The sequence below is a fragment of the Chryseobacterium sp. PET-29 genome (genome assembly GCF_025736815.1).
GTDB classification, from domain to species: Bacteria; Bacteroidota; Bacteroidia; order Flavobacteriales; family Weeksellaceae; genus Chryseobacterium; species Chryseobacterium nepalense.
The window spans coordinates 1,314,257-1,336,190 of the sequence record NZ_CP107053.1 but is presented as its reverse complement, the minus strand read 5'-3'; the positions used below and the strand labels follow the sequence as shown (position 1 = coordinate 1,336,190).

The following is a 21,934-nucleotide window of genomic DNA, read 5'->3' as shown; positions in this document are numbered from 1 at the left end:
ATGAATAAAGAAATTTTTTATTGTTCGCTTGATCAGTTTGACAGTTTCAATACTGTGATCAATCCCTGGGCAGATTCCCGGAAAGAGGGTACGATAAAGCTTGAAATAAAAAATCCGGAACTGCCGTTAATGAGTTTTGACAGGTTTAAAGGTTCTTTTATGAGAATCCGGAACAAAACAATACTTCAGATAATTCCGGGAAACAATGATCTGCTGTTCGGGAATAATACTCTTAGTGTTAATATGTTCTTGAATATCAGTCTGATAGCTGAATCAGGTAAAAATAATTTTATTCTTTTTGATATAAAACTCGATGAGTTTTTAATAACTTTTTATCTGATTAAAAATTCAGAGAAAAGCAATACGGCAGAAATTTACATAGACTGCAGAATGACGGGAGAAAATGAAGAAATATTTGATGTGATCAATCAAAAAACCGGTGTTGAAATAAACCTGGATTATTGGTATAATGTCAACCTGAATATTAATAAAAAAGGAGTCCTGGAAATCAGTGTATTATATATAAATTCGGTATTACATTCAGGAAATATTTCGGAGCGCCTTGCAGGTAGTTATCAGCTTGATCTCAAAGAACTTATCGATAACGACAATATTAATTTCCGGAAAATTCATGCTCTCAATTTCGGGTCGGAGAACAATAAAGGAGAATTCAATCTTTCAGATCTGTATTTATTCAAAGGATTAAATGAAGAAGAATTGTGGACGTATATTGAAAAAGGGGTAAATGTCTCATCCAAATATACTTACAGATCCAGAATCAATTTTGAAATATTTACGGATTATCAGGGCGAAGAATATAAAGGCATTCAGGTTTTTGATCGCAGAAACGAAAAATATATTCTGAAACTTTTACCGGACCGCTATTCTTTTGCTTCAAGAGCAGGAAATTCAAGCATCATCATAAAACTGAAGAAAGGATTTTTTACAGTAAGTGATAAGGAAAACCTATTTAAAATTAAAGAAGAAAAAGATGAATTGCAGATTTCAATGGATTTTAATGACAACCTGTTTGAGTATGAATTGCCGCATATAAAGGCTGTTAGCATTGCCAATACGGAAAACCTTTTTGTCCAGTGCGAAATTACGGACATTACGGTGTTTGAGAATAATAATCCTGTTGAAGTCTGCGAAAGCCTTTCGATGGATAAACTGATTTTCATTAAAGATCTGTCAAAGAAAACAACGGTTCCTTTAGATGCTATGATGTTGGGAGAACCATCTTTTGAAATTAAGCCCGATACGGAGATTCTTGTACAGCTTAACCTGATCAACAAATCCGGGAATGATCTGAAATTTATCCATCAGGAATCCCGTGGAATAAAAGGAAGGCTCAAAATTCATTCAATTTTCTGGAAGCAGTTGATTCCAAAAGATGCGGTTTCTCTCATAAAAATAGAGGCCAGACGTATTTCAGGAAATGCGTTAACAGAAATCAAAGAATTGGTTTTTAAATGCAGTCAGAATGAAGTATTTCTGGAAACCAATCAGGATTTTATACTTAAAAAAGATGAGATTATAAGATTTAAAATCAGTGGTTTAAAGATAAATGGCTTATCAGAGCTTACTCCTCCAGGTGCTTATCCTTTTCAGATTCAGTTTGAAAATATCGAAGATTATAATGACGGCAGTATTCCCTTCACAATCGGTCTTATAGCCGAAAAAGAACTTTCCTGTCCTGTTGGAAGTATTGTTGCCTTTTACACCAGGGATATACCTGAAAACTGGCTGCTGTGTGACGGACAGCGTGTTGATGCAAAACTTTATCCGGAATTGTATAACTTATTGCAGCACCGAAACGTACCGGATTTAAGAAACCGTTTTTTAGTAGGTGCGGGTGACAATTATCCATTGGGCAGCACAGGAGGCCAGGAATCTGTTACCCTGCAGACAAGCCAGATTCCTGCTCATACGCATCATATTAAGGGAATACAGAGTAACTATGAACCTTTCAAGGAAATTGACCTTGGATGGACACAGAGAGAAGAAATGCACGGCGTTTACGGAACAGATCGTACGGTATATTATTATGGAAAGGATTCGGCACGTTCCACAACCTTTTTCAACACCAAAACATCTACTCCGATCCAGAGTACAGGTGACGGACTTTCCCACGAGAACAGACCTCCTTATCATGCAGTGTACTACATCATAAAAGCAAAATGAGATGAATGCGAAAATGATCGTCCTTTCGGCTGATGTTCAGATTTTTAATAAAAATTTCATCCTTACAGGTTCTGTACAGGAAAAAGAAACGATACTGCAGGTGAAAACCAATGATATTGCTTTCATTGTGAAGGATTTGGTGGGCGATGCATCATTTTTTTCGATGATAGAGGGAATCTTGCCTGAAGAGGTTGAGCTGTCATTAATAATACCAAAAGGGAAAGAAAATATCCTTTCTATATCTGCAGATTTTGCGGAAAAAAAGGTCAGTATCCAGATTGTTAAGACCGGAAAATACACGTTGTTTAGCTGCTGGATCAACAATTCAATCGGATTTTCCAATCTTCCGCTGGTGGGAGAATATATCCCGGCAGAACATGCCATTTCCGGGATCAGTTTTATATATCTGAAGAAGCAGGACAAAAATAGTACGATTTATCCTGAAGATTTTTCATTATTGCTATTTCCGCAACTGGAAAAAATATATTCTGATGATGGTAAAACCATGATGCTGAATGAAGGTGAAAATATATTCATACATTACAATGCAGGAAAAGGAAAAACTTTCTTAACCTATCCTGAAGATCTGCAGGATAGCAGTTCTGATGCGGATAATAATATTTCGTTGCCGCAGAAGAATCCGGAAAGCAAGGAGTCTGTATTCAAAATTACTGAAGTAGGAGCTGATACCGATTTTCAGAACGGCAATAAATCGGTACTCCTGAAATTATCGGCCAGACTTTCCATATCAAGATTTTCCTTTGAAGTGATCGGGTTAAATGTCGGCCTGAATATCAATCATTATTTAGAAACTATAAAAGAATATTCCAGGAAAAAAGAAAGTGATCCGCTTAAATTAATTGCCGGATTTTTTAAAGGAACATCTTTTGGAATCCAGGGATTGGCACTTCAGTATAAATCGCCTGCTTTTTCTATTTATGGAGGCTTTTATCGTGAAAAATCTGCTAAAAACGAAGAATACAACGGCTTATTGACCATTAAGCTACAGAAAATTGAAATCATAGCCTTAGGCTCTTACGTAAAACAAAGCACATATTCTTCATTATTTGCATTCGGATATCTAGGTGTAACAATTCCTCTGCATCCCGCATTTGAAATTAAAGGCTTCGCGATTGGTTTAGGTCTGAACCGGGAGTTTAAACTGCCGGCAATCAGTGAAATTGAAAATTTCCCGTTAATTCAGATTGTCAAAAACAATGGGCCGCGTCCCGGAGAAGGCATTAAAGAAATCTTTTCAAAACTAAACCATTATATTCCGCCTAAAGAAGGGGCTTATGTAATCATGATCGGCTTACGTTTTCAGTCTTTTAAAATAATTGATACTATCGCACTTATTGCGCTCAATATTGAAAACGGACTGGTATTTAACATGCTTGGGCTGAGTGTGATGGAAGTTCCGGAAGTTTACAGGATCAAATTTGCATTTTCATTACAGGCAGATTTTAATTCGGGTTTTGTGATCGCGCGGGGGGAAATTACCGACGGAAGTTACCTGATTTTTAAAGAAGTTAAACTGCAGGGAAGCTTTGTTTTTGCAATGTGGTTTTCGGAAAGTCTGAAAGGTGATTTTTTATTTACCATCGGTGGATATCATCCTAATTTTAATGTACCGAAACATTATCCGTCTTCAGGAGAATTATATCGATTAGGATTTTCGTTAAGACGCGGAAATCTTTCAGCTGCACTCCAGATGTATTTTGCTTTGACGCCACAGGCAATTATGTTCGGGTTAATTGGTAGATTAAATTACACATTAGATCTGTCAAAAAGCATTACTATTGATTATTGGATCGGATCCAAAACTTTTACTTTTACCATTGGTGTTGAAGTTGAAATAAAACTTGAAGCTAATTTTGTAATGTTTTGGAAGCCTTTTAGTTATAAGGCTGATTTAGAGTTGCTGTTTAATGTAAGACTCTATGCGGATTTCTGGTTTTTTGCCATCAATATTAATGTAAGTCTCAATGCAAGATTAAGCATTTGGGGGCCGGATCTGGAAGGAGTGGCATATCTTAGTGTTGCAGGATATAGTTTTACGGTGAAGTTCGGGGATTCGGTTTCCAGAAATTCACAGTTGAGCATGTATGAATTTAAAAAAGAATTTATTCCTGACGATCATCTTAAGCTGAATATTTCCAATGGTAAGATTGGCAAAGAAACGGATAAGGATGATCATACGGAAGCTGCTGTTGTGAATCCCAAAGAGTTTATGATGGAGTTCACCAGCCAGATTCCAATTACTTCATTAACACTAAAAGATACAAAAGTAATATCCGGTAATTCTGCATTTGGAGTTACGTATCAAAGAGATAATTCAAAAGCATTTATACACGAAGTTAATATCGAAGTGCTGTATATGGAAGGCCGCGTGCCTCAAATACAGAAAGGCTGGATGATGGAACCGCTCCTTCAGAATATGCCTAAAGCTTTATGGAGCAGGGAACCGTTAACCCAGAATTCTGTACTTTCAGGGGATGGACTGATAAAAAACTTAACTACCGGAGCGGTAATTAAATTCCCGGAAGCAAAGGCTGGACAAATCATTTCCGGAGAAAAAATACAGAGTTATGACGAAAACCTTTACCGCTATACCCAAAAAAGTACCACAAAAGTTCAGGATTTTAAAAAAGAAAAAATAAAAGAAAAAGATAAAGCCGCCTCCGTGTTCGAAAATTTTGGCTCTGATAAAAAAGTTTTCGCTGCCATCCTCGATGAAAACGACTGGGATTTTGCCGACGTACTGTCTGGTAAAGAAATATACTCATACCAGTCAGATAATGAAATTATTAGCTATTCAATCAATGCATAATTATGGCTGAAAATACTATAAATGTTATAGCATCCCATATTCCTCAGGTCGCTGCAGGAAAATACCGTATCAATGTGAAATCTGAAAATGAGATTCTTACAGCTTCATCGTCTGTAGATTTTATTGTTTCAGGATTTGTCAGTCAGATTCCGCAGACGGAAATATTATCGGTTTATCCGCCTAAAGAAGGACATGGCAATTATGCAGGCACTTTTCCTATGGTTCAGTTCAGGAGAAGCTCTCTTCCGTGGGATTTTGAATTCACTGCAGAAGGGGAAAGAATACCATATCTTTTTCTGGCACTTTTTGAAGAAGATGAGTTTGATCAGGAGTCCGGAAGTATAGATTCAACAAAAATAAAAATAAGAAACGGAAATACTTCCGATCTGGATCCGGGCTATGAGAAGGATAAAGAATTTACCTATCTCACTGTTCCTAAGGGAAGTATGCACCTTTTACCGGATGCTGATGAAATGGGGCATCTTGCGCATGTAAGAATTCAGGAAGATCAGAATGCGGAAATGAATTCTCCGTCACAGACTTCCATTGTGCTTTCAAAAAGGATGGCTTTCCCGGAAAAAAAATACAGGGCAGTTGTCTGTTCTTATCTTATGCGTTCGGGAAATACGTTCCGGATTTCAGGAGAAAAAACAGAGGTGCTGATTGTTCTTTATCAATGGAATTTTGAAGTGCTTGCAAATAATGCTTATCAGTTTAATGATTTGAAATTCAAAGGTTTTTATGAAGAAAATACAAGTGAGAGAAGAAACTATGAAAATCCCGTGCTTTATGGAGAGGACAAATTGTTTGCATTTTTAGAAAAGAATAAATCCCGTTTTGGGAGTATGCTTAAGGGTATTAATTCGGATGATAAAAAAAGATCGGAAATCTTGTCTCTTTTAAAATATGAAGGCAAAACATTAAAGGGACTTCTTCATGAACTCAAGTTTTCAGAGATTGGTTATCACAAAACGTTGATGGGCAACCAATGGATCTCGGAATTAATAGACCTTGGCAAAGTACCGTTGCTTCATCACCTGAAATCAGGAGGAAAAACTGTTTCGTGGTATCATGGTCCATTCGTGAGAAGCGGGTATAATGTTGTTTTTAAAGAGTTTAGCATTAATCCGGAACAAGGAATCGATTTGGGTGAAAATATTCCGGACCATTCGGAAAAATTGATTTTTTACAGCAAAGACACGAATATGCTTGATCTTGGCTATGCGGCAGCGTGGCAGTTGGGCAGACTGCTGGTTATGAATAATGTTAAAGTTGTTCAGGAGATCAAAAAGTGGAAACATCAGCTGAAAATAAATGAACTGATTCTTTCGCAAAATCAGGAATATAGTCCTGTTAATTTATCTGTCGATAATAGTGTAAGACAACTTCCTGATTTTATAAGGAATTTTATCATAAACATTTTGAAGTTTGTTGATTTTCCATATGACTACCTTTTCCCGGACGAAACGATGCTACCTGAAGGTTCACTAAGTTATTTTAAATTAGATAATACCTGGATTCTGTCATTACTTTTCGGGATATTTAGTATAGGTAATGATTTTAAAATCAGAGATTTTAAAAGATATGTGCTTCACAATTCTTCATTGAGGGAGGTGTTCGATTATAAAAAAGACTATACCGGTTTTGTAATGCATTCGGAAATTATTTCCAATTGGCCGCAGCTTCAGATTGAAACCGATAATATTTTAGGTTTTCAATATGTTACGGATGTTGCCTCTACGGTAAGAATATTCCTGGTAAATGGAACTTTCAAAACAATATTCTTATATATGAAAAATGAAAACGCACATTTTGCCCTGGATTTTCCCAATCAATATGCGGTGAACAAAAATACGGATGGACTGTTAACTTTTTCAAACAAGAATGGAGACACAGAATATTCCGTATCTGGATTTGAAAAGAATATTTATAAAAACAGAATGCCTTTCGATCTTTTATTCAGACAGCCAAAAGTGGTTTTTACCATCAGTTAAATATTGCTTTTAGTTTATGTAAATGATTTATGGCGTTATGGTTATCGTTAAAATTAATAACTAATTGTATGCTTTGGTGTTCATTGCATTATTTTAACGTGTTAATGTCTTCCTAATGTGGTACTTTTTCATTAAATTTGTTAGTGGCCCTGAACATAGTAAACACCATTCACAAATGTTATGAGCATAAAGAAAACTTCCGTGTCGCTTTTTTTAATGCTTTCGGCAAAAATTTTCTGTCAGCAGTTTTCTTTAAAATATTGCATGGAGAAAGCGCAGCAAAATAATACCGCAGTAAAGCTTGCCGAACAGTCGCTTGAAACCCGGCAGAAGCTTCTCGAATCCAGTAAAAATAACGGACTCCCGAAGCTTGACCTTCTTGCGGGGTATAATTATATCGGTGAACCTCTAAGAGTCAATCTGCAACAGGTAAAAGACGGTATCGTTGAAGGCTCTGCCAATCAGGCGGTATATTCAGCAAATACTGCTTACCAGCAGATTACAGGCAATCCGCTTTCACAGCAGGTACAGAATGTGATTTATCAGACCTCAAAAGATATCATCAGTGCTGTTTATCCTGATTATAATCCTGAAATCACGAAGCAAAGTTATTTCCTTGCCGGCCTCGTTGTACGGCAACCCATTTATCTTGGTGGGAAACTGAAATCTTCCCGAAAACTTTCCGAAGAACAGGTAAAAAGCAGCGAAGCAAACCTTCAGTCTTCAAAAGATCTTACGGCTTACAATATTACCCTGCAATATCTACAGGTGATGTATCTGAACTCAATGATTGACAAGCAAAAAAGCAGTCTGGAATCTTTACAGAAGAATGAAATGTATGCCGGAAACCTGCTTAAAGCAGAAATTATTGCCCCTTATCAGAAGAACTGGGCAGATATTGCCAGAATGCAGGGCGAAACCAACCTGAAAAATTTAACGACTGAAAAAGAAAATGCTCTTTTCATTTTAAAAGATATGATGGGAATTCCTCTCGACGAACCGGTAGAAATTACCGAAATGTTGAAAGAATCTGCAGAATTTCCGGTTTTTTCATCACAATCGGTAAATGCCGATGTAAAGTTTCTTCAAAGTAAGAAAGCAGAAGCGGAAACCGGACTGGATATCACAAAATCATTGTCAAGACCCAATATATTTGCCATAGGAAATGTTCAGTTCTTCAGAAAAGACCTTCCTGTAATTACTCCTCCATGGCTTGTAGGTATAGAGCTGCAGTGGACACTTTTTGACCCGGAAAGACGTTCCAGGAATCTGGCCTCACAATCTCTGGTGAAAGAAGCTGATCTTCTTATAGAGCAAAAGCACAAATCGGTAAACCTTGCTGCGAAAATAGCGGAAAATAAAATGATGAGTCTTAAACAACAAAGTGAAACCCTGGATGCATCACGCAAACAGGCGTATCAGACAACGGTTATGGTGAGAAAGAGAATGGAAAACAGCCTTTCTTCCGTAAAAGATGTTAATGATGTATTACAGCTGCAGTATGAAACCGAAAAGCTTTATTATACCTCACTGGTAGCTTATCAGACCGCTCTGGCAACTTATTTTTATATCATCGGAAAACCGGAGAATATTACCACTTATATTCCGTGATAGTAAGACGTGGGCTGAGCATATTTCTTGCATAAATTAATAACCGGATAGTATCCGAAGCATAATCAACCAACAGATGAAAAATTTTATAAAAAACTACTGGGCTGTTTTTATTCCGGTTGCTGTACTCGCAGCAGCTCTTATTTACCTCCTGAAAGACAAATCTGCTGATACGCCTAAAGATGCTGTGATCGGTATGGTGGATGCTGAGTTTATTGATGTTTCAGCTTCTCTTCCGGGACGTGTTCTGGATATTCCGGTAAAGGAGGGGGAAGACGTGAAAGAAGGACAGACCGTGGCCCAAATGAAAACTTCTGAAATAGAAACCATTCAGTCTCAGGTGGCAGATGCGGTTGAGATTGCACGCAGTCAAATGGATAAAATAGATCGTGGAGTAGAGCCGGAAGTGCTGGCTTCTGCAAAAAACCTTCAGCAGATTGCCCAGCAGCAGATGGATCTGATGTCTAAAACCTACAGCAGGTTTCAGAATCTGTATTCCGAAGGCGTTGTTTCCGGTCAGGAAAGGGACGTCATTTATTTTAAATATAAAGCAGCCCAAAAAGAACTCGAAACCGCAAAGTTGAATGTACAGCTTCTGGAAAGAGGCAGTAACATGGAAATGAAAAATTCTGCACAGGCTATTCTCAATCAGGCCCAGAAAGCGGAAAAACTTACACAGGAAATTAAAGAGAATGCTTCTATCAAAGCGCCTGTATCCGGCAGAATATCGACCATAGTTTCTAATAAAGGCGAAATGGTAAATGCAGGATATCCCATGATGACCATTCAAAAAGACGATTCATTTTTTGTTAAATTTAATCTCCGCCAGAATCAGATGGCAAAAATTGATAAAGGGAGCATGGTAACGATGAAAATCCCCGGCTGTATTCCGGAAACCGTGAAAGGTAAAGTTTCTGAACTGGCTCCGGCATTGGGGTATGCAGATTGGGTCCCTGAAAAACAGAACGGAGAATTTGAGCTGAGAACTTTCCAGATCAAAGTAAAGCCCGAAAATCCGAAAGCCATAAAAGGGCTTCGCTCGGGAATGACAGCACAGCTTATCTTACCTTAATTTAAATCTTTTAAGCTTGAAAAAAATCAGCATCATCATGGTACGCGAATGGAAACGGATTTTTTCGATTCCTAATTTCTATGTGGTATTGCTGATTATTCCGCCCATTATTTTCCTGTTTTATGGGTTTATTTATCAGAAGCAGTTTGCCAGAGAGCTTCCGATGGCGGTATGGGACGAAGACAGGTCCTCTGTTTCCAGAATGCTCACGGATATGATGGAGCAGAATGAAAGCATCCATTTTACTCATGTTGTTTTCAGCAATGCGGAAATTGAACAACTGATGAAAGAAGGGAAAATTTTCGGAGCCGTTCATTTTCCGAAAAATATGGAAGCGAATGCCAAGAAAAATCATCAGTCGAATATCACATTATATACCAATGGCGCTTACCTTGTTCCTGCAAAAATGATTTATAAAGGTGCTGCCGAAATCATCATTAAAGGAGGCCTTGCGGTGGTGCTTCAAAAAGCGAAAAAGCAGGGAATGGCAGCTGATAAAGCCAATGCTCTTGTACAGCCTGTTAAACTCAACACAACGGTTCTGTATAATCCGGAATTCAATTATCAGATGTATCTTACCCCGGGGCTGGTTACCGTAGGCTTGCAGATGGCGTTAATTGTCGCTTCCGTTCTTATTCTTAATCTCGAATTTAAAAAAGAAACAATAGACAGTCTGCTGAAAATTTCTGCTTCATCTTCACAGATCATTACCGGAAAGTTACTGGCACATCTTTGTATAGCCTGGTTATTATTTATCCTCATCAGTTTTGTGGTGTTTCCTGTTTTTGATCTAGGGAAACCGGAGACGGATTTCAGCTTTTTCATATTATATACATTACTGGCTCTTTCATGCATTGGGATCGGAATGATGCTTTCCGCGATTTCAGACAATCTTCTTTTTGTGGTGGATGTAGCACTTTTTTTTACTTCACCGGCATTTGTGTTCAGTGGTTTTACGTTTCCAAGATGGGCAATGCCGTGGTACGATCAGCTGTACGCAGACATCATGCCTTATACACATTTTCTGGATGGTTTCATCAAACTTTATTTTATGGAACTTCCCATTGGATATGCTATTCCGGAGATGGTAAGGCTCCTGGTTTTTACAGGAATTACTTTTCCGGTGGCCATCATATTTTTTCAGAGAAAAATTAACCGGTATCTAAAAAATCATCGGGCATGAAAGATATTTTTAACATAATGAAAAGAGAAGTAAGGAATATTTCGGGAGATTCCAGCCTTTTTCTTATTCTGTTGATTGCTCCGGTTTTATATGCTTTTATGTACGGCAGTATTTACCTGAATAAAGGTGAAGAAAAAGTAAAGCTGGCTCTTATTGATGATGACGGATCTGCGGTTTCAAGATTACTTACGGATCAGCTTAATGTTACGCCTATGATTGAAATTGTTCCGGCTTCCAATATCTCGGAAGCCCAGGAGAAAATGTACCACGGCGAAGTAGAAGGGTATTTTTATATTCAGAAAGATCTTGAAAAATATATTCTTTCCCAAAAACAGGGCAATGTAAATTTAGTCTTAAATGCGTCCCGTTTTCTGCCTTCCAGCGATTTGCTGAGTACCGTAACAAAAGTCTGTCTTACGGTGGGAGCCGGTGTAAGAAAGACCTATTTTAATAAGCAGGGAATGGGTGAAGACGAATCCATGAAAATGACCAATCCTATCAATATGGATTACAGACCTTTATACAATTCGGGGATGACATACGGCTCTTTTCTTTTGCCGGGGTTGCTCGCCATTATTCTTCAGCAGACTTTGCTGATTGGTGTTGCTGCAGGTTTCACATCCGAAAGGGAAGAAAAGAAATTACCGGAGCTTTATAAGATTTCAGGATTCAGTATTTCAAAATTAATCTTCGGGAAAGGAATTCTTTATCTGTGTATTTTTATGATCTTCGGAACTTTTTTTACCATCGTTAATTTTTCAGTGTTTGGCGTTTCGGTAAGGGGAAGCTTTATGGATCTTGCTCTTATTGCGGTTCTATTTATTTCTTCCATAATCATTTTGGGAATGCTGATCGGAAGTTTTTTCAGAAGTAAACTTTTTGCTTTTCAGGTATTGGTATTTTCGTCTTACCCTATATTTTTGATTACGGGGTATTCCATGCCTTATCAATCATTGCCGTCTGCCATTCAGGTAATGTCTGATCTGATTCCCACTTCGCCATTTCTGAAAATATATATATCAATGGTTCAGGCGGGCGGATCACTCAGGGATAATATTGATTCGGTAATACATCTTGTGATTTTGCTTCTCGTCCTTCTTATTCTTTTAATTTTAAGATTGAAATATCTTATAAAGCTCGATAAAAAATAGCAGCATTTATTAAATTTAAAAATATATTTAAATATTGATCTGCTTTATTAGAAGGGTTTAATTTAAATTGCTTTAAAACAGACTTATTAATAATATCCTAAAACTTTCATCCAGATTCCGCCAAGTCCCATATAAATAATCAATAAAACAATTCCGATTTCAAGTCCACGCAGCCACCACGATTTCAGATCAACATAACCACTTCCGAAAAACACAGGCGCAGGGCCATGCCCGTAATGCGTGAGTACACCGTAGATAGATCCTAAGAAACCAAGCATCATTGCCAGGAGCATTGGCGGAATTCCTACAGCAATTCCTACCGCCAGTAAAGCGGCATACATGGCGGCAACATGTGCCGTGGCACTCGCAAAAATATAATGACTGAAAAAATACACCAGAATAATAACCGGAAAAGCAACAGTCCACGTCATACCTCCGATTTTTTGTTTAATAAGATCACTGAACCATCCGATGAATCCCAGTTCATTTAAGGAACTTGCCATCATCACCAGAACCGCAAACCAGACAATGGTGTCCCATGCTCCTTTTTCAGATTTCACATCTTCCCAGGTAAGAACCGATGTGAGTAACAGTAACGTAAGACCGATGAAAGCTGTTGTTGTAGCATCAATAGACAGGCTTCCTCCAAAAATCCAGAGCGTAAGCAATATGAAAAACGCAAAAAGCATGAGCCATTCATTTTTGCTGATAGGGCCCATTTCTCTCAGTTTTTCGGCGGCCATTTTCGGGGCATCACCTGTTTTTTTCAATTCCGGCGGATAAAGTTTATATAAAACCAAAGGGACGATGAAGAATGCTGCCAATCCTGGAATAAAGCCTGCCGCAGCCCATGACATCCATGTAATATTAACTCCCAGGTTAGCTGCAAATTTCTGGCACATCGGATTACTGGCGGTTCCCGTTAAAAACATCGAAGAGGAAATCAGATTCATATAATAACTGTTGAGCGTAAGATATGAGCCTAATTTTCTGTGCGTTTCAGGTTTTTCAGGTACCGAATCGAAACTGGTTGCCATTGATTTCATAATGGGATAAATAATTCCTCCGCCTCTGGCTGTATTGCTGGGAATTGCCGGAGCGAGACAGACATCTGCCAGTCCTAGTCCATAAGCCAGTCCAAGAGAACTTTTACCGAATATCCGGATAAATAGGAACGCGATACGATTTCCCAGTCCGGTCTTGATAAATCCTCTGGCTATAAAAAAAGATATTCCGATCAGCCATATTACCTTATCTCCGAAACCGGAGAGCGCTTTGGTAATAGATTTTCCTGCATCTCCCGGAGCGATTACCTGCGTAAGTGCAGTAAAGCCGATGGCCAGCATACACATCGTGCCCATAGGCGCCGCTTTAAGAATTATTCCTAAAATAGTAGCCGCAAAAATCGCAAAAAGATGCCATGCGTTCTCACTTACACCTTCCGGTACGGGAATGAACCAAAGAATAAGTGCTACTGCAAAAGTAATTGCAACATTTTTGATATTTATTTCTTTCATGATAATTTAAGTTTTTTAGAACCGGCTCTGTACCTGAATGATAAAGAGATTATTATTGTATTGCGTAGTATTTTCCACCTGATATTTATAACGGTCAATCTGCATCCCAATCTGAATTCTGGCTCCGTAATTTTTCAGAAATTCCAGGCCGAACATGGGAGTAATGGTTTGCCTCGGGTTTGAATGAACTCTAAAGCTTCTGTCTAAATATTCGTACCGGCAGGAAAGCTCAAAGGCACTAAGATTTTTGTGGTTGATTTCATAACGGATGTTCGGAAGGAAATAAGCTCCTCTGATCAGGTATTCATCGGGATTCCGGGGTCTTGTTTCGGGATCTTCCGAAAAATAAAGAGTATGATTCGTTGCCTGTTTTGCCTCAAGCTGCATATCCAGGCTCCATTTGGAATCAAAATGAATTAACGAGCTGATGTCTATTCCCAATGCATATACTTTTTGACCAAAAACTTCTCCGATGCCACCGTTTAAGCCCAGGTTCAGATTATATTTTTCTGAGAAACCGAAAACAAGCCTTGTGGAATATTGTTTACCGTTATCATTGTCATTCACCTGGTTTTTACCATTACCGTTCACTACAGAAACGGCATACTGAAAAGGAACTTTACCCAGATTGAGCTGGCCTGTTGCTGAAAGACCAATCTGAAAGCTCGTCCAGCCCAGTCTACCAAATTCGGTATACTGATTGGACCAGTCCAACGATTTAATAATATCGATAGGGTAGGTCTCTTCGATCCCGAACCAGGGGCGGAACTGCCCTACAGTGAATGCCAGCTTAGGATTAAAAGTGTATTTTAAATATGCATTCTCGAGCACTCTCGACTTAGGGTCATTTTTAAAATCCGCAAGATTAGCCAGCGCCACAACTTCCGTACGTTTGCTGATCTGGGCACGCATCTGAACTCTCATATATTTGATCATGAAATTATTATCAGTGCCGCTGTGATCAGAATGATGGAGTCCGTTTACATCCACGTCTTTACTCATTCCCACCAGATATCGGGCTTGGAAAAGCCCTTTTACCTGTAGTTGGGGATATTTTATATTTTCCTGTTCCGGTTTGGTGTATAATGAATCCGGTTTCTGAGCGGCAGTTAAACAAAAAAATATGATAAAGAAAGAGGAGGCAGCCTTTTTTGTAAGTAAAGCCATATCGTATTGTATTTGATTAATAAGATATCCGAATTACTTTAACCCTAAAAATGTAAAGGGTTTTGTTTCTTTAAAGCTCGCATTGGCTTTGCCACTGTATGTTTGAAAATTGCTCAGGTCCAGTTTCATGGTCTTACCTTTTGGGCTGAGATCAAATTCCTTAAGATTTATCCAAAAAGTATTCGGAGTAAAAACGGTTTCAAAATAATACGTCAGATTTTTTTGATCGGAAACGGAACGCCATCTTGTGGAGGAAATATTAGGTTCTGTTTCGGAGGTAATTCCGTACGGAACAGAACAGTTTCGGATGACACTGAATACGCTTGCTACGGCGGTTCTTGTATCCGATGTCTGCGGAATGGCATTGATATAATAGGAAGCTCTTACAAAACGGTCGGCGGCGCGGTTGGTTCCGGGCAGCATTATTGTCCCAGGAATTCCTTTCCAGTAATTGTTTAGCGCAAGCTGCTGATCAAAAACAGGCGAGTTGGTCATTACGGTGTAATCTGAAGAATGGTGAATTACCAGTCTGCCTCCGATATATTCGAAAACGGCGCTGTCTCCGGACGCATCTGAAATGGAAAGATGAACGGTAGTAAAACGTTCTGTTCCGGGAATATAATCGCTTACAATGACGAAGCTTTCTTTTCGCGCAGCTTCCACGGCTTCTTTCACTGTTGCAAAATTATCAAGAAAGTATTGTGCCCATAAAGAGATGGCTATTCCTTTCTGCTTTCCTTTTGGATCAAATTTCGGGTACTGTGACTCTCCAAGCCAGAGAAGATTGGCTACAAGTCCGCTTTCATTCATTCCGTCGCAGGAGGCAATATCCCAGGAAGTACTTACTACGCTGCCGTATTTCGACTTCCATTTCATAGAAAGCGGTCCTACTTCACCATTTCTTTCTGTTCCTTTGGGAAGAATCCAGATATTGGCAGGGATTTCATCTCGCCAATCCATTGATCGGGCAGTGATTACTGTGTTTTCCGGACCTTTGTAAACGATCCTTGTACAGGCTTCGGAATGGGTCCATGCTCCAGCAAAAAGAGCAGCTGACAGCAGACTCAGATAAAATGTTTTCATGATATAGTATTTTGTGTGATGACATTATTTTATGCAGTTATAAAATAGTATCCAATTGGTGAAATAAATGTAATGAAATAATTTTACAATCCCTGCATACCTGTTGACATAATTTTCCAGATCAAACGATCAAGGAATGATTGGGTAATGTTTTTAAAAAAGGTAACGTTTTTAAAAAGGTTATTGTAAAAATTAATCAGGAACAGGAATTCCTGCAGAAAAAATCATGAAAAGTTATTCTTGACGGATGATAAGAATGTTGTATAGAAGTTCAGCCATTGATATTACATTCAGTGACCAAAAAGCAAATTGAAATTCATAAAAAGATTTTTCCTATGCTTACTGACCAAACTCTATACGTAAGGATTTAATTAAGTTCGTAATTGGAAATAATCATGCTCAACATAAAGTGGATATAATTCTGGTCCGCTTCTTTTCTATTGATCAGTTTATTTTTATAATCATAAGAATTTAGCACTTTTGATAATTGCTGATAGGCATCAAATTTGTCATCTTTGATTTTTACCCTTAGATTTCCATCTCTTCTTTTAATAATTTCATCATCCAGTGTTCTTAGCTTAAAGATAACCTCGCATAATTTCGGATTAAAATTCATTTTACCGGTATATCTTTCAATAATATTTACCTTAAATGTATCAAATTTTATGGTGTTAAAAATAAGATTAGAGCCAGACTCCTGTGTGTTGAGCTCAAGCGTGTAGTTCATAAGTTTAAATTTAGTACAAATGTAATCAGAAGCTGAAAAAATTCAAAATAATTTGATCAACTAATGTACCATTTATATCAATTTTGTTTTTAATTTCAGAAAAGGGTAGGTGGCAAGACTATTGAGTACCGAATTTTTTCACCCGGATTTTCTTTTCTTTCACTTTAATAGTGAACGGACTGAGTTCGGCTATTTTTCCCGGTTCAACATTAAATTCCTGAAGGATATTCTCACAATAAGTATTGGAAGGCAGCGAATTTTCATTCAGTTTTATCTTGTAATTGCCGGATTCTATGAATGATATGATCTCCCCGTTGTCATCTGATATTGTGTGTCTTACAAGTGTATCATCCTTATAGATGTCGAAAGCAATAGCCGCCAGTTTGGGATCGAATTCAAGTGAGGTTTTGGCATCAAAATCATAAGTTACTTTCCCGTGAACCGTTCCGTTCTGATGCAGCGGAATTTCTAAAGAATGGTTGTGCGTAGTTACATCAAAGGCTGCTTCATCATAATACCACCCCTGCTGAATAACCTGTCGCAAATTATATTTGTTATAAGGAATCGCACGATATTCAATATTTCCATTGTCATCTGTTTTAAATGATATATTGTTAATCATAATAATATATCCTGCAGCTTTTTCGTCTCCGTCATCATAAACATTATTATTATTTCGGTCATAATATACAAAAGCTTTAATATTACTTTTCTTGCCCGGATCGAGGTTATTGCTTCTTAAATTAATCGTAACCCCGGCTTCTATTGTAAAAAGATTATTGGTGAAATTATTAAGGGAATAATTAAACCATGAAGAATTCAGATAGAACCCGTACTGCTCTTTTGAGTATTTCAGATTGACAAATCCTGAAGGGGATTTTCCATAAAGTGTATCTTCTGTGTAAGACAGCCCGGAATTGATGCTCAGCTTTCCATGAAGCATATTGTGGGTAACAAATGCTGAAGCTGAAGATTTTTCATAATTGCTGTTAGTGGTTAATAATTTAGAAAATGCAAATTCTGAAAGGTAATAGCTTCCATACTGGTAAATAAACTGGAAATTAAGCCACTTGTAAGCATATGTTCCGGTAAACCGCATCTGATATTGATTGGCATCGCTGTCAGGATAATTTACAAGTCCCGTTTCAATACCCAATATGGATGAATGCTTCCTGTCCGGGCTGGACCAGCTTACACGTTCCACCAGCCTTTTCGCGCTCATTTCTTTAAGATCCCTGCTTTGGGCAAGCCCTAAAAAAGAATTATAAGTATTGGAATTTTCATTCTGATACTGAAGGCTTATGCTTAATCCGAAATTTTTTCTTTTAGGGAAATTGAATCCCGTTTCCAGCCTGCTGCTGTTGGTCTCCAGGTTATTATCGAAAAAATAAAATTTAGGAGAAAAATTGGACACCATGAAGTTGGCGTAAATAGATTTGTCGTTAAATAAACTGCTGGAAATATTCTGCTGAATCTGGAATATTCCTCTCTGGTTTCCCGGATAATAGTTGGAGCTGAAAGAATAGTTACCGCTCAGGTTAATTTTATTGATAGTTCCTGAGTATTGTGTTTCTATTGCACCGGATGGTTTTGTAGTATTGATCGTTTCATAAATGCTCATCCCGCTGAATAATTTACCGCTCATTTTCCATTCTTTATTAAAAGCATACTGGAAATCGGTTCCCAAAAGATTATGCTTTACATGTTCGAAAGGATCACTTTTAAAGATATAGGCTGCTGAAATATTGCGGGTTGCATTGCTTGCTCCCAGTGTGCCGCGTACATAAAATCCATATCCCAGTTTCAGGAAACGGGTCCTGTCGATAAGGCTGAAACTCTGATCTATAAACCCGAATTCAAGCTTTTTGTCTTTATCCGCAGACGTAAAAGCATATTCTGCGCCTCTTCCGTACAGCGAGACTTCAATGATTTTGGTAATGTTTCCGAGGGTAAACTCATTCTGCTCTCTTTTATACGTTATAAAAGTATTGTTCACTACAGGATCTTCCGGCCCGTTGGTTTTGTAAATGTTTCCTCTGATTGAAACATATCCGGAAGGAAGGTTAAAGCCTCCCGAACCAATAACCTGATATAAATACGTTTCCCTCCCCAGATAGCGTAAGCTCGTTGTAATGCTGTTTTTGGTGTAGCTGAGCGTATTGTTGTCTAAAGAGTGATACCGTTGCATGGAAGAGTTATTCTGAATGGAGACCGTACTGTTTCCGAATATTTCTTTATCAGGTTCTCTGAAACCAACGACATTTACACTGAACTGAGGAATTTTAACCATATTAGCGGAAGGTCTGAACCTGTAAATAAACACCGAATCTTTCTGTACCGAGATGCTTCCTTTTTGCTCTGCAAAAAAACTTCCCTGGTCTGTTTCCGGAATTTTAAATACAATAGTAACATTCTGTTTTTTATTGCCTAAATTCGATACCCTCGCTCTTATTTCTATAGAATCGTTCACATTACTCATGTAGATAACAGGAATATCCGTACTAATTGCCATGGAATTGTTTTCTGCAATGGTGTGAGAAAGGGTATGTGTTTTTATAACATTATTCTGTAAGTCTGTAAGGGTAAATTCTATTTTGCTTTCTCCGAAATTGGCATTGCTGTTTACAAGTATTTTCAGGGGCAAAAATAAATTTCCTCCTGCGGGTATTTCAATGTCTGAAGCATTTACTGAGATATTTCTGAAACCTTTTGGAACAATAATATTCAGTTTGCCTTTAAAAGGATTTTGAGAATCATTTTTAATTTCAGCAATGGTACTTATAATACGATCCTGTCCTAAGTTGGAATCGTTCCGGATTTCCATGGTAATTCCATTACCGGTTTGTGCGGAAACCAGTGCAGAAATGAAGGAAATAAGAAATACAAATAAAATTCTCCGGAATTGGCTTGAAAACATTTTGTTTTATTGAGGTGTTATCTCGTACTGAAGAGTTGCGGTATAATCGTCTGATTTTGCATTGATAAAAATTTCATCATTATGAATGGTAGAATATTTCACATCATAATAAATCATATTTCCCTGCGTAGCATTTCCTTTGGCAACAATTTGTGACGCTGCACTTAATGAGATAGGATACACGTTTATATTGGGTGTCGCTGAAGAAAGTGCCAGTTTTACAGCATCTATCGGAATGGTATTACCATAAGACGAAGTAAACTGAGACTGCAGTGATTTCAGTTTAATCTGATAATTGGTATTGCTTTTCACCATCAAAGCATTGTTGTACGTTACACTTACTCCGTTGGTGTAATCATCCATGGTTTTGAATTCCAGTAACGCATTTTGTGCATTCGGTGCAAAAGTAAGTGACATTTCAGGAATATCCACAGGGGGAGTTCCGGATAATGTACCAATCTGGATTTCAAAGTTATGGTTCATTTTACCGGTAACATTGTTGTATTTATCATACATGGTAAATTCTACCGGGGCATAGAATTTCATCCACGCAGGGTATGTACCAAGATAAGCTCCTCCCATTACGGTAAGGCTGAATTTTATCTGCAGGTTATAATATCCGTTCGGCTGTGAAGGCTGATTGTACAGTGGTGCATTAGAATCCGGAACCAGAAATACTTCCTGGCCTTCCTGAAGAATAACATTAAGGGGCATCCCAATCTGCGGAATGGTAGGAACCGGCCCGGGCTCTCCCTGTCCTGAAGAAGCTACAGGATGAAGTGATATTTTGTTCCCCGGAATGGTATAATTACCATCAGTAGATTTTATGGGCTGTTTCAGTTTTGCAGACAGTCGCCATGAAGGAATATTAAAATTGCCGTTTCCGCTCAACATGGCGGTATAAGCATCGGGATTTGTGTTTCCTTCGTAGGAATTTATCTGAATGTAACTATTTACCCAAGAATAATATGAAATTTGTGAATAGCAATATTGACTTAATAACAGTACTAATACTGTGATTATTTTAATCATACGTGAAGTTTAACTCTCCGAGTTCAAGGTTATTATCTCCGTAATCAATCATTACGGAAGCTGTATATTTTCCTTTCGGAAGATCTGCAGGAAGTGAGATCCCCATTTCTCTTTTATTACCGGGTAAGGTATAAAATATGATAGGATCTATGGAAAACTTCTTGCCGTCTTCAATATTTACAAAATCTGCGTATACTTTACCGTCTGTCCAGATATTTCCCTGATTTTCAAAAAAAAGGTTAAGCTGTTTTTTAGTTTTATCAAAGATGAGGTTCTGGATTTCGATTTTTTTAGTCTTCGCTGATGGAATTTTATGAAAGACCTTAATACCAGAGCGGATACTTACTTTGATTTTTGCGCCCTTATTATCCACATCATCTACAGGATTCATCTGGCTTACAAACAAAACAGCGGTGTGTGCCGCCAATGTATCCGTAGGTTTTGTGGGTGTGGTAATGGTGACATCTATGTCTTTTCTTTCTCCCGGTGCCAGTGAAAAATAATTATCTTCTTTTTTTACACTGATCCATCCCGCGCAGGAATTTTTCAAGGTATTGGCTGCGTACATAAGATTTTCACCTTTTTCGCTATATTCCCAATCTCCGAGGCTTACCGCAAGATCCAGCGTATTTTTTGTACTTACGTTGGTAATGGTAATGGTTTGTGTATTACTGTTTCCCGCAGTAGATTCGAAATACAATCTTGGGGGAGACACGGAAACACCTGTTTGTGCGTAATTCAGGGAGAAAAGCAAAACGAATATAAAAAAGTAAATGCGATGATGTATTGTATAGGTCTTGTTCATCATGAAATTTAAGACTAAAACAGCATGAAAAATGCCACAATTTCTTGTAGCATTTTTTATTTTATAAATAGATCTACAATATTATTGTGCAATAATGGTGTAGGTAAGCTCAGTACTGTATACTGTAGGATCCTGTCCTGCGATATAATTGTCAAGGTAAGCATTTCCTCCTGCACCTTTGTATTCAACACTGATTTTTTTGTTTACACCTCCGGCTGCAGATGTTACCAATGTTGTTTCGTTGGCAGAAAGAGTAGTACCTTGTGCATATTGTGCTCCGTTTACAGCTTCTGTACCTGCAGACGCTTTAATCTGGATGGTGTTAGCCTGGATGTTTTTACCACCGTTTTGTAAAGCTGCACTGGCGCTTTTTACTTTTACCTGGAATCCTCCTGTACTGTAGATTGTTAAGTGATCTGGATTATTAGAAGTTACTCCATTCGCATAATCATCTTTCGTTACATAGTCTAAGTTTACAATTTTCTGAGAATTGTTAACTACCAAAGTCTGGATTGGTTTTAATCTTACGTTTAACGTAACAGTTTGTTGTGCTCCTACAGTTATGAACCCTAATAACGCAGCAGAAGCTAGAATACACTTTTTCATAAATTGATTATTGTTTTTTAATTTTTAATTCAAAAATTATGGTGCAAATGTATAT

Annotated in this window: 15 protein-coding genes; 7 read left to right on the top strand and 8 right to left on the bottom strand. The window is 37.9% G+C overall.

Translation table 11 applies throughout. From position 1 onward, the window contains the following. The 7 genes from ODE14_RS05815 to ODE14_RS05785 all read left to right on the top strand — a co-directional run bounded on the left by ODE14_RS05815 (position 1) and on the right by ODE14_RS05785 (position 12,025). On the top strand, positions 1 to 2,184 hold the full coding sequence (locus ODE14_RS05815; RefSeq protein ID WP_263603320.1) for a phage tail protein: 2,184 nt from the start codon (positions 1 to 3) through the stop codon (positions 2,182 to 2,184). A 1-nt stretch (position 2,185) separates the two neighbouring features. Further along, positions 2,186 to 5,014 (top strand): DUF6603 domain-containing protein, encoded by a 2,829-nt coding sequence (locus ODE14_RS05810; RefSeq protein WP_263603319.1) that lies wholly within the window; start codon positions 2,186 to 2,188, stop codon positions 5,012 to 5,014. Positions 5,015 to 5,016: 2 nt separating this feature from the next. Continuing rightward, positions 5,017 to 7,008, top strand: coding sequence for a hypothetical protein (locus ODE14_RS05805; protein WP_263603318.1), 1,992 nt, complete (start codon positions 5,017 to 5,019; stop codon positions 7,006 to 7,008). A gap of 180 nt (positions 7,009 to 7,188) precedes the next feature. After that, the gene (locus ODE14_RS05800; protein ID WP_263603317.1) at positions 7,189 to 8,619 is read left to right on the top strand and encodes a TolC family protein; all 1,431 of its coding nucleotides are present in this window, start codon (positions 7,189 to 7,191) and stop codon (positions 8,617 to 8,619) included. Between the two features lie 76 nt (positions 8,620 to 8,695). Then, complete coding sequence (locus ODE14_RS05795; protein WP_263603316.1) at positions 8,696 to 9,691, top strand: HlyD family secretion protein; 996 nt, start codon at positions 8,696 to 8,698, stop codon at positions 9,689 to 9,691. A gap of 16 nt (positions 9,692 to 9,707) precedes the next feature. Further along, positions 9,708 to 10,874: an ABC transporter permease gene (locus ODE14_RS05790; protein ID WP_263603315.1), complete on the top strand. Its 1,167-nt coding sequence runs from the start codon at positions 9,708 to 9,710 to the stop codon at positions 10,872 to 10,874. Then, positions 10,871 to 12,025, top strand: a complete 1,155-nt coding sequence (locus tag ODE14_RS05785) for an ABC transporter permease (RefSeq protein WP_263603314.1) — start codon at positions 10,871 to 10,873, stop codon at positions 12,023 to 12,025. The genes ODE14_RS05790 and ODE14_RS05785 overlap by 4 nt, the downstream gene beginning before the upstream one ends. Positions 12,026 to 12,111: 86 nt before the next feature. Here ODE14_RS05785 and ODE14_RS05780 read toward each other — a convergent pair whose 3' ends face one another. From ODE14_RS05780 to ODE14_RS05745, 8 genes are all read right to left on the bottom strand, one after another. After that, a complete protein-coding gene (locus ODE14_RS05780) occupies positions 12,112 to 13,542 on the bottom strand; it encodes an anion permease (protein WP_263603313.1) in 1,431 nt (476 codons plus the stop codon). Between the two features lie 15 nt (positions 13,543 to 13,557). Beyond that, a complete protein-coding gene (locus ODE14_RS05775) occupies positions 13,558 to 14,709 on the bottom strand; it encodes an OprO/OprP family phosphate-selective porin (RefSeq protein WP_263603312.1) in 1,152 nt (383 codons plus the stop codon). 33 nt (positions 14,710 to 14,742) lie between these two features. After that, entirely contained in the window at positions 14,743 to 15,792 is a 1,050-nt protein-coding gene (locus tag ODE14_RS05770) for a linear amide C-N hydrolase (protein ID WP_263603311.1), read from the bottom strand. Positions 15,793 to 16,159: 367 nt separating this feature from the next. Continuing rightward, complete coding sequence (locus ODE14_RS05765; protein WP_248392899.1) at positions 16,160 to 16,519, bottom strand: prevent-host-death protein; 360 nt, start codon at positions 16,517 to 16,519, stop codon at positions 16,160 to 16,162. A gap of 118 nt (positions 16,520 to 16,637) precedes the next feature. Continuing rightward, positions 16,638 to 19,436: a hypothetical protein gene (locus tag ODE14_RS05760; RefSeq protein ID WP_263603310.1), complete on the bottom strand. Its 2,799-nt coding sequence runs from the start codon at positions 19,434 to 19,436 to the stop codon at positions 16,638 to 16,640. Between the two features lie 6 nt (positions 19,437 to 19,442). Next, entirely contained in the window at positions 19,443 to 20,468 is a 1,026-nt protein-coding gene (locus ODE14_RS05755) for a hypothetical protein (RefSeq protein WP_263603309.1), read from the bottom strand. Further along, a complete protein-coding gene (locus tag ODE14_RS05750; protein ID WP_263603308.1) occupies positions 20,461 to 21,276 on the bottom strand; it encodes a molecular chaperone in 816 nt (271 codons plus the stop codon). Before ODE14_RS05750 ends, ODE14_RS05755 begins: the two co-directional genes overlap by 8 nt. Positions 21,277 to 21,354: 78 nt before the next feature. Beyond that, a complete protein-coding gene (locus ODE14_RS05745; RefSeq protein WP_248392910.1) occupies positions 21,355 to 21,879 on the bottom strand; it encodes a hypothetical protein in 525 nt (174 codons plus the stop codon). Positions 21,880 to 21,934 lie beyond the last annotated feature (55 nt).

Coding starts and splice junctions, on each gene's coding strand:
- ODE14_RS05815 (WP_263603320.1), top strand. CDS start 1: ATGAATAAAGAAATTTTTTATTGTTCGCTTGATCAGTTTGACAGTTTC.
- ODE14_RS05810 (WP_263603319.1), top strand. CDS start 2,186: ATGAATGCGAAAATGATCGTCCTTTCGGCTGATGTTCAGATTTTTAAT.
- ODE14_RS05805 (WP_263603318.1), top strand. CDS start 5,017: ATGGCTGAAAATACTATAAATGTTATAGCATCCCATATTCCTCAGGTC.
- ODE14_RS05800 (WP_263603317.1), top strand. CDS start 7,189: ATGAGCATAAAGAAAACTTCCGTGTCGCTTTTTTTAATGCTTTCGGCA.
- ODE14_RS05795 (WP_263603316.1), top strand. CDS start 8,696: ATGAAAAATTTTATAAAAAACTACTGGGCTGTTTTTATTCCGGTTGCT.
- ODE14_RS05785 (WP_263603314.1), top strand. CDS start 10,871: ATGAAAGATATTTTTAACATAATGAAAAGAGAAGTAAGGAATATTTCG.
- ODE14_RS05780 (WP_263603313.1), bottom strand. CDS start 13,542: ATGAAAGAAATAAATATCAAAAATGTTGCAATTACTTTTGCAGTAGCA.
- ODE14_RS05775 (WP_263603312.1), bottom strand. CDS start 14,709: ATGGCTTTACTTACAAAAAAGGCTGCCTCCTCTTTCTTTATCATATTT.
- ODE14_RS05770 (WP_263603311.1), bottom strand. CDS start 15,792: ATGAAAACATTTTATCTGAGTCTGCTGTCAGCTGCTCTTTTTGCTGGA.
- ODE14_RS05765 (WP_248392899.1), bottom strand. CDS start 16,519: ATGAACTACACGCTTGAGCTCAACACACAGGAGTCTGGCTCTAATCTT.
- ODE14_RS05760 (WP_263603310.1), bottom strand. CDS start 19,436: ATGTTTTCAAGCCAATTCCGGAGAATTTTATTTGTATTTCTTATTTCC.
- ODE14_RS05755 (WP_263603309.1), bottom strand. CDS start 20,468: ATGATTAAAATAATCACAGTATTAGTACTGTTATTAAGTCAATATTGC.
- ODE14_RS05750 (WP_263603308.1), bottom strand. CDS start 21,276: ATGATGAACAAGACCTATACAATACATCATCGCATTTACTTTTTTATA.
- ODE14_RS05745 (WP_248392910.1), bottom strand. CDS start 21,879: ATGAAAAAGTGTATTCTAGCTTCTGCTGCGTTATTAGGGTTCATAACT.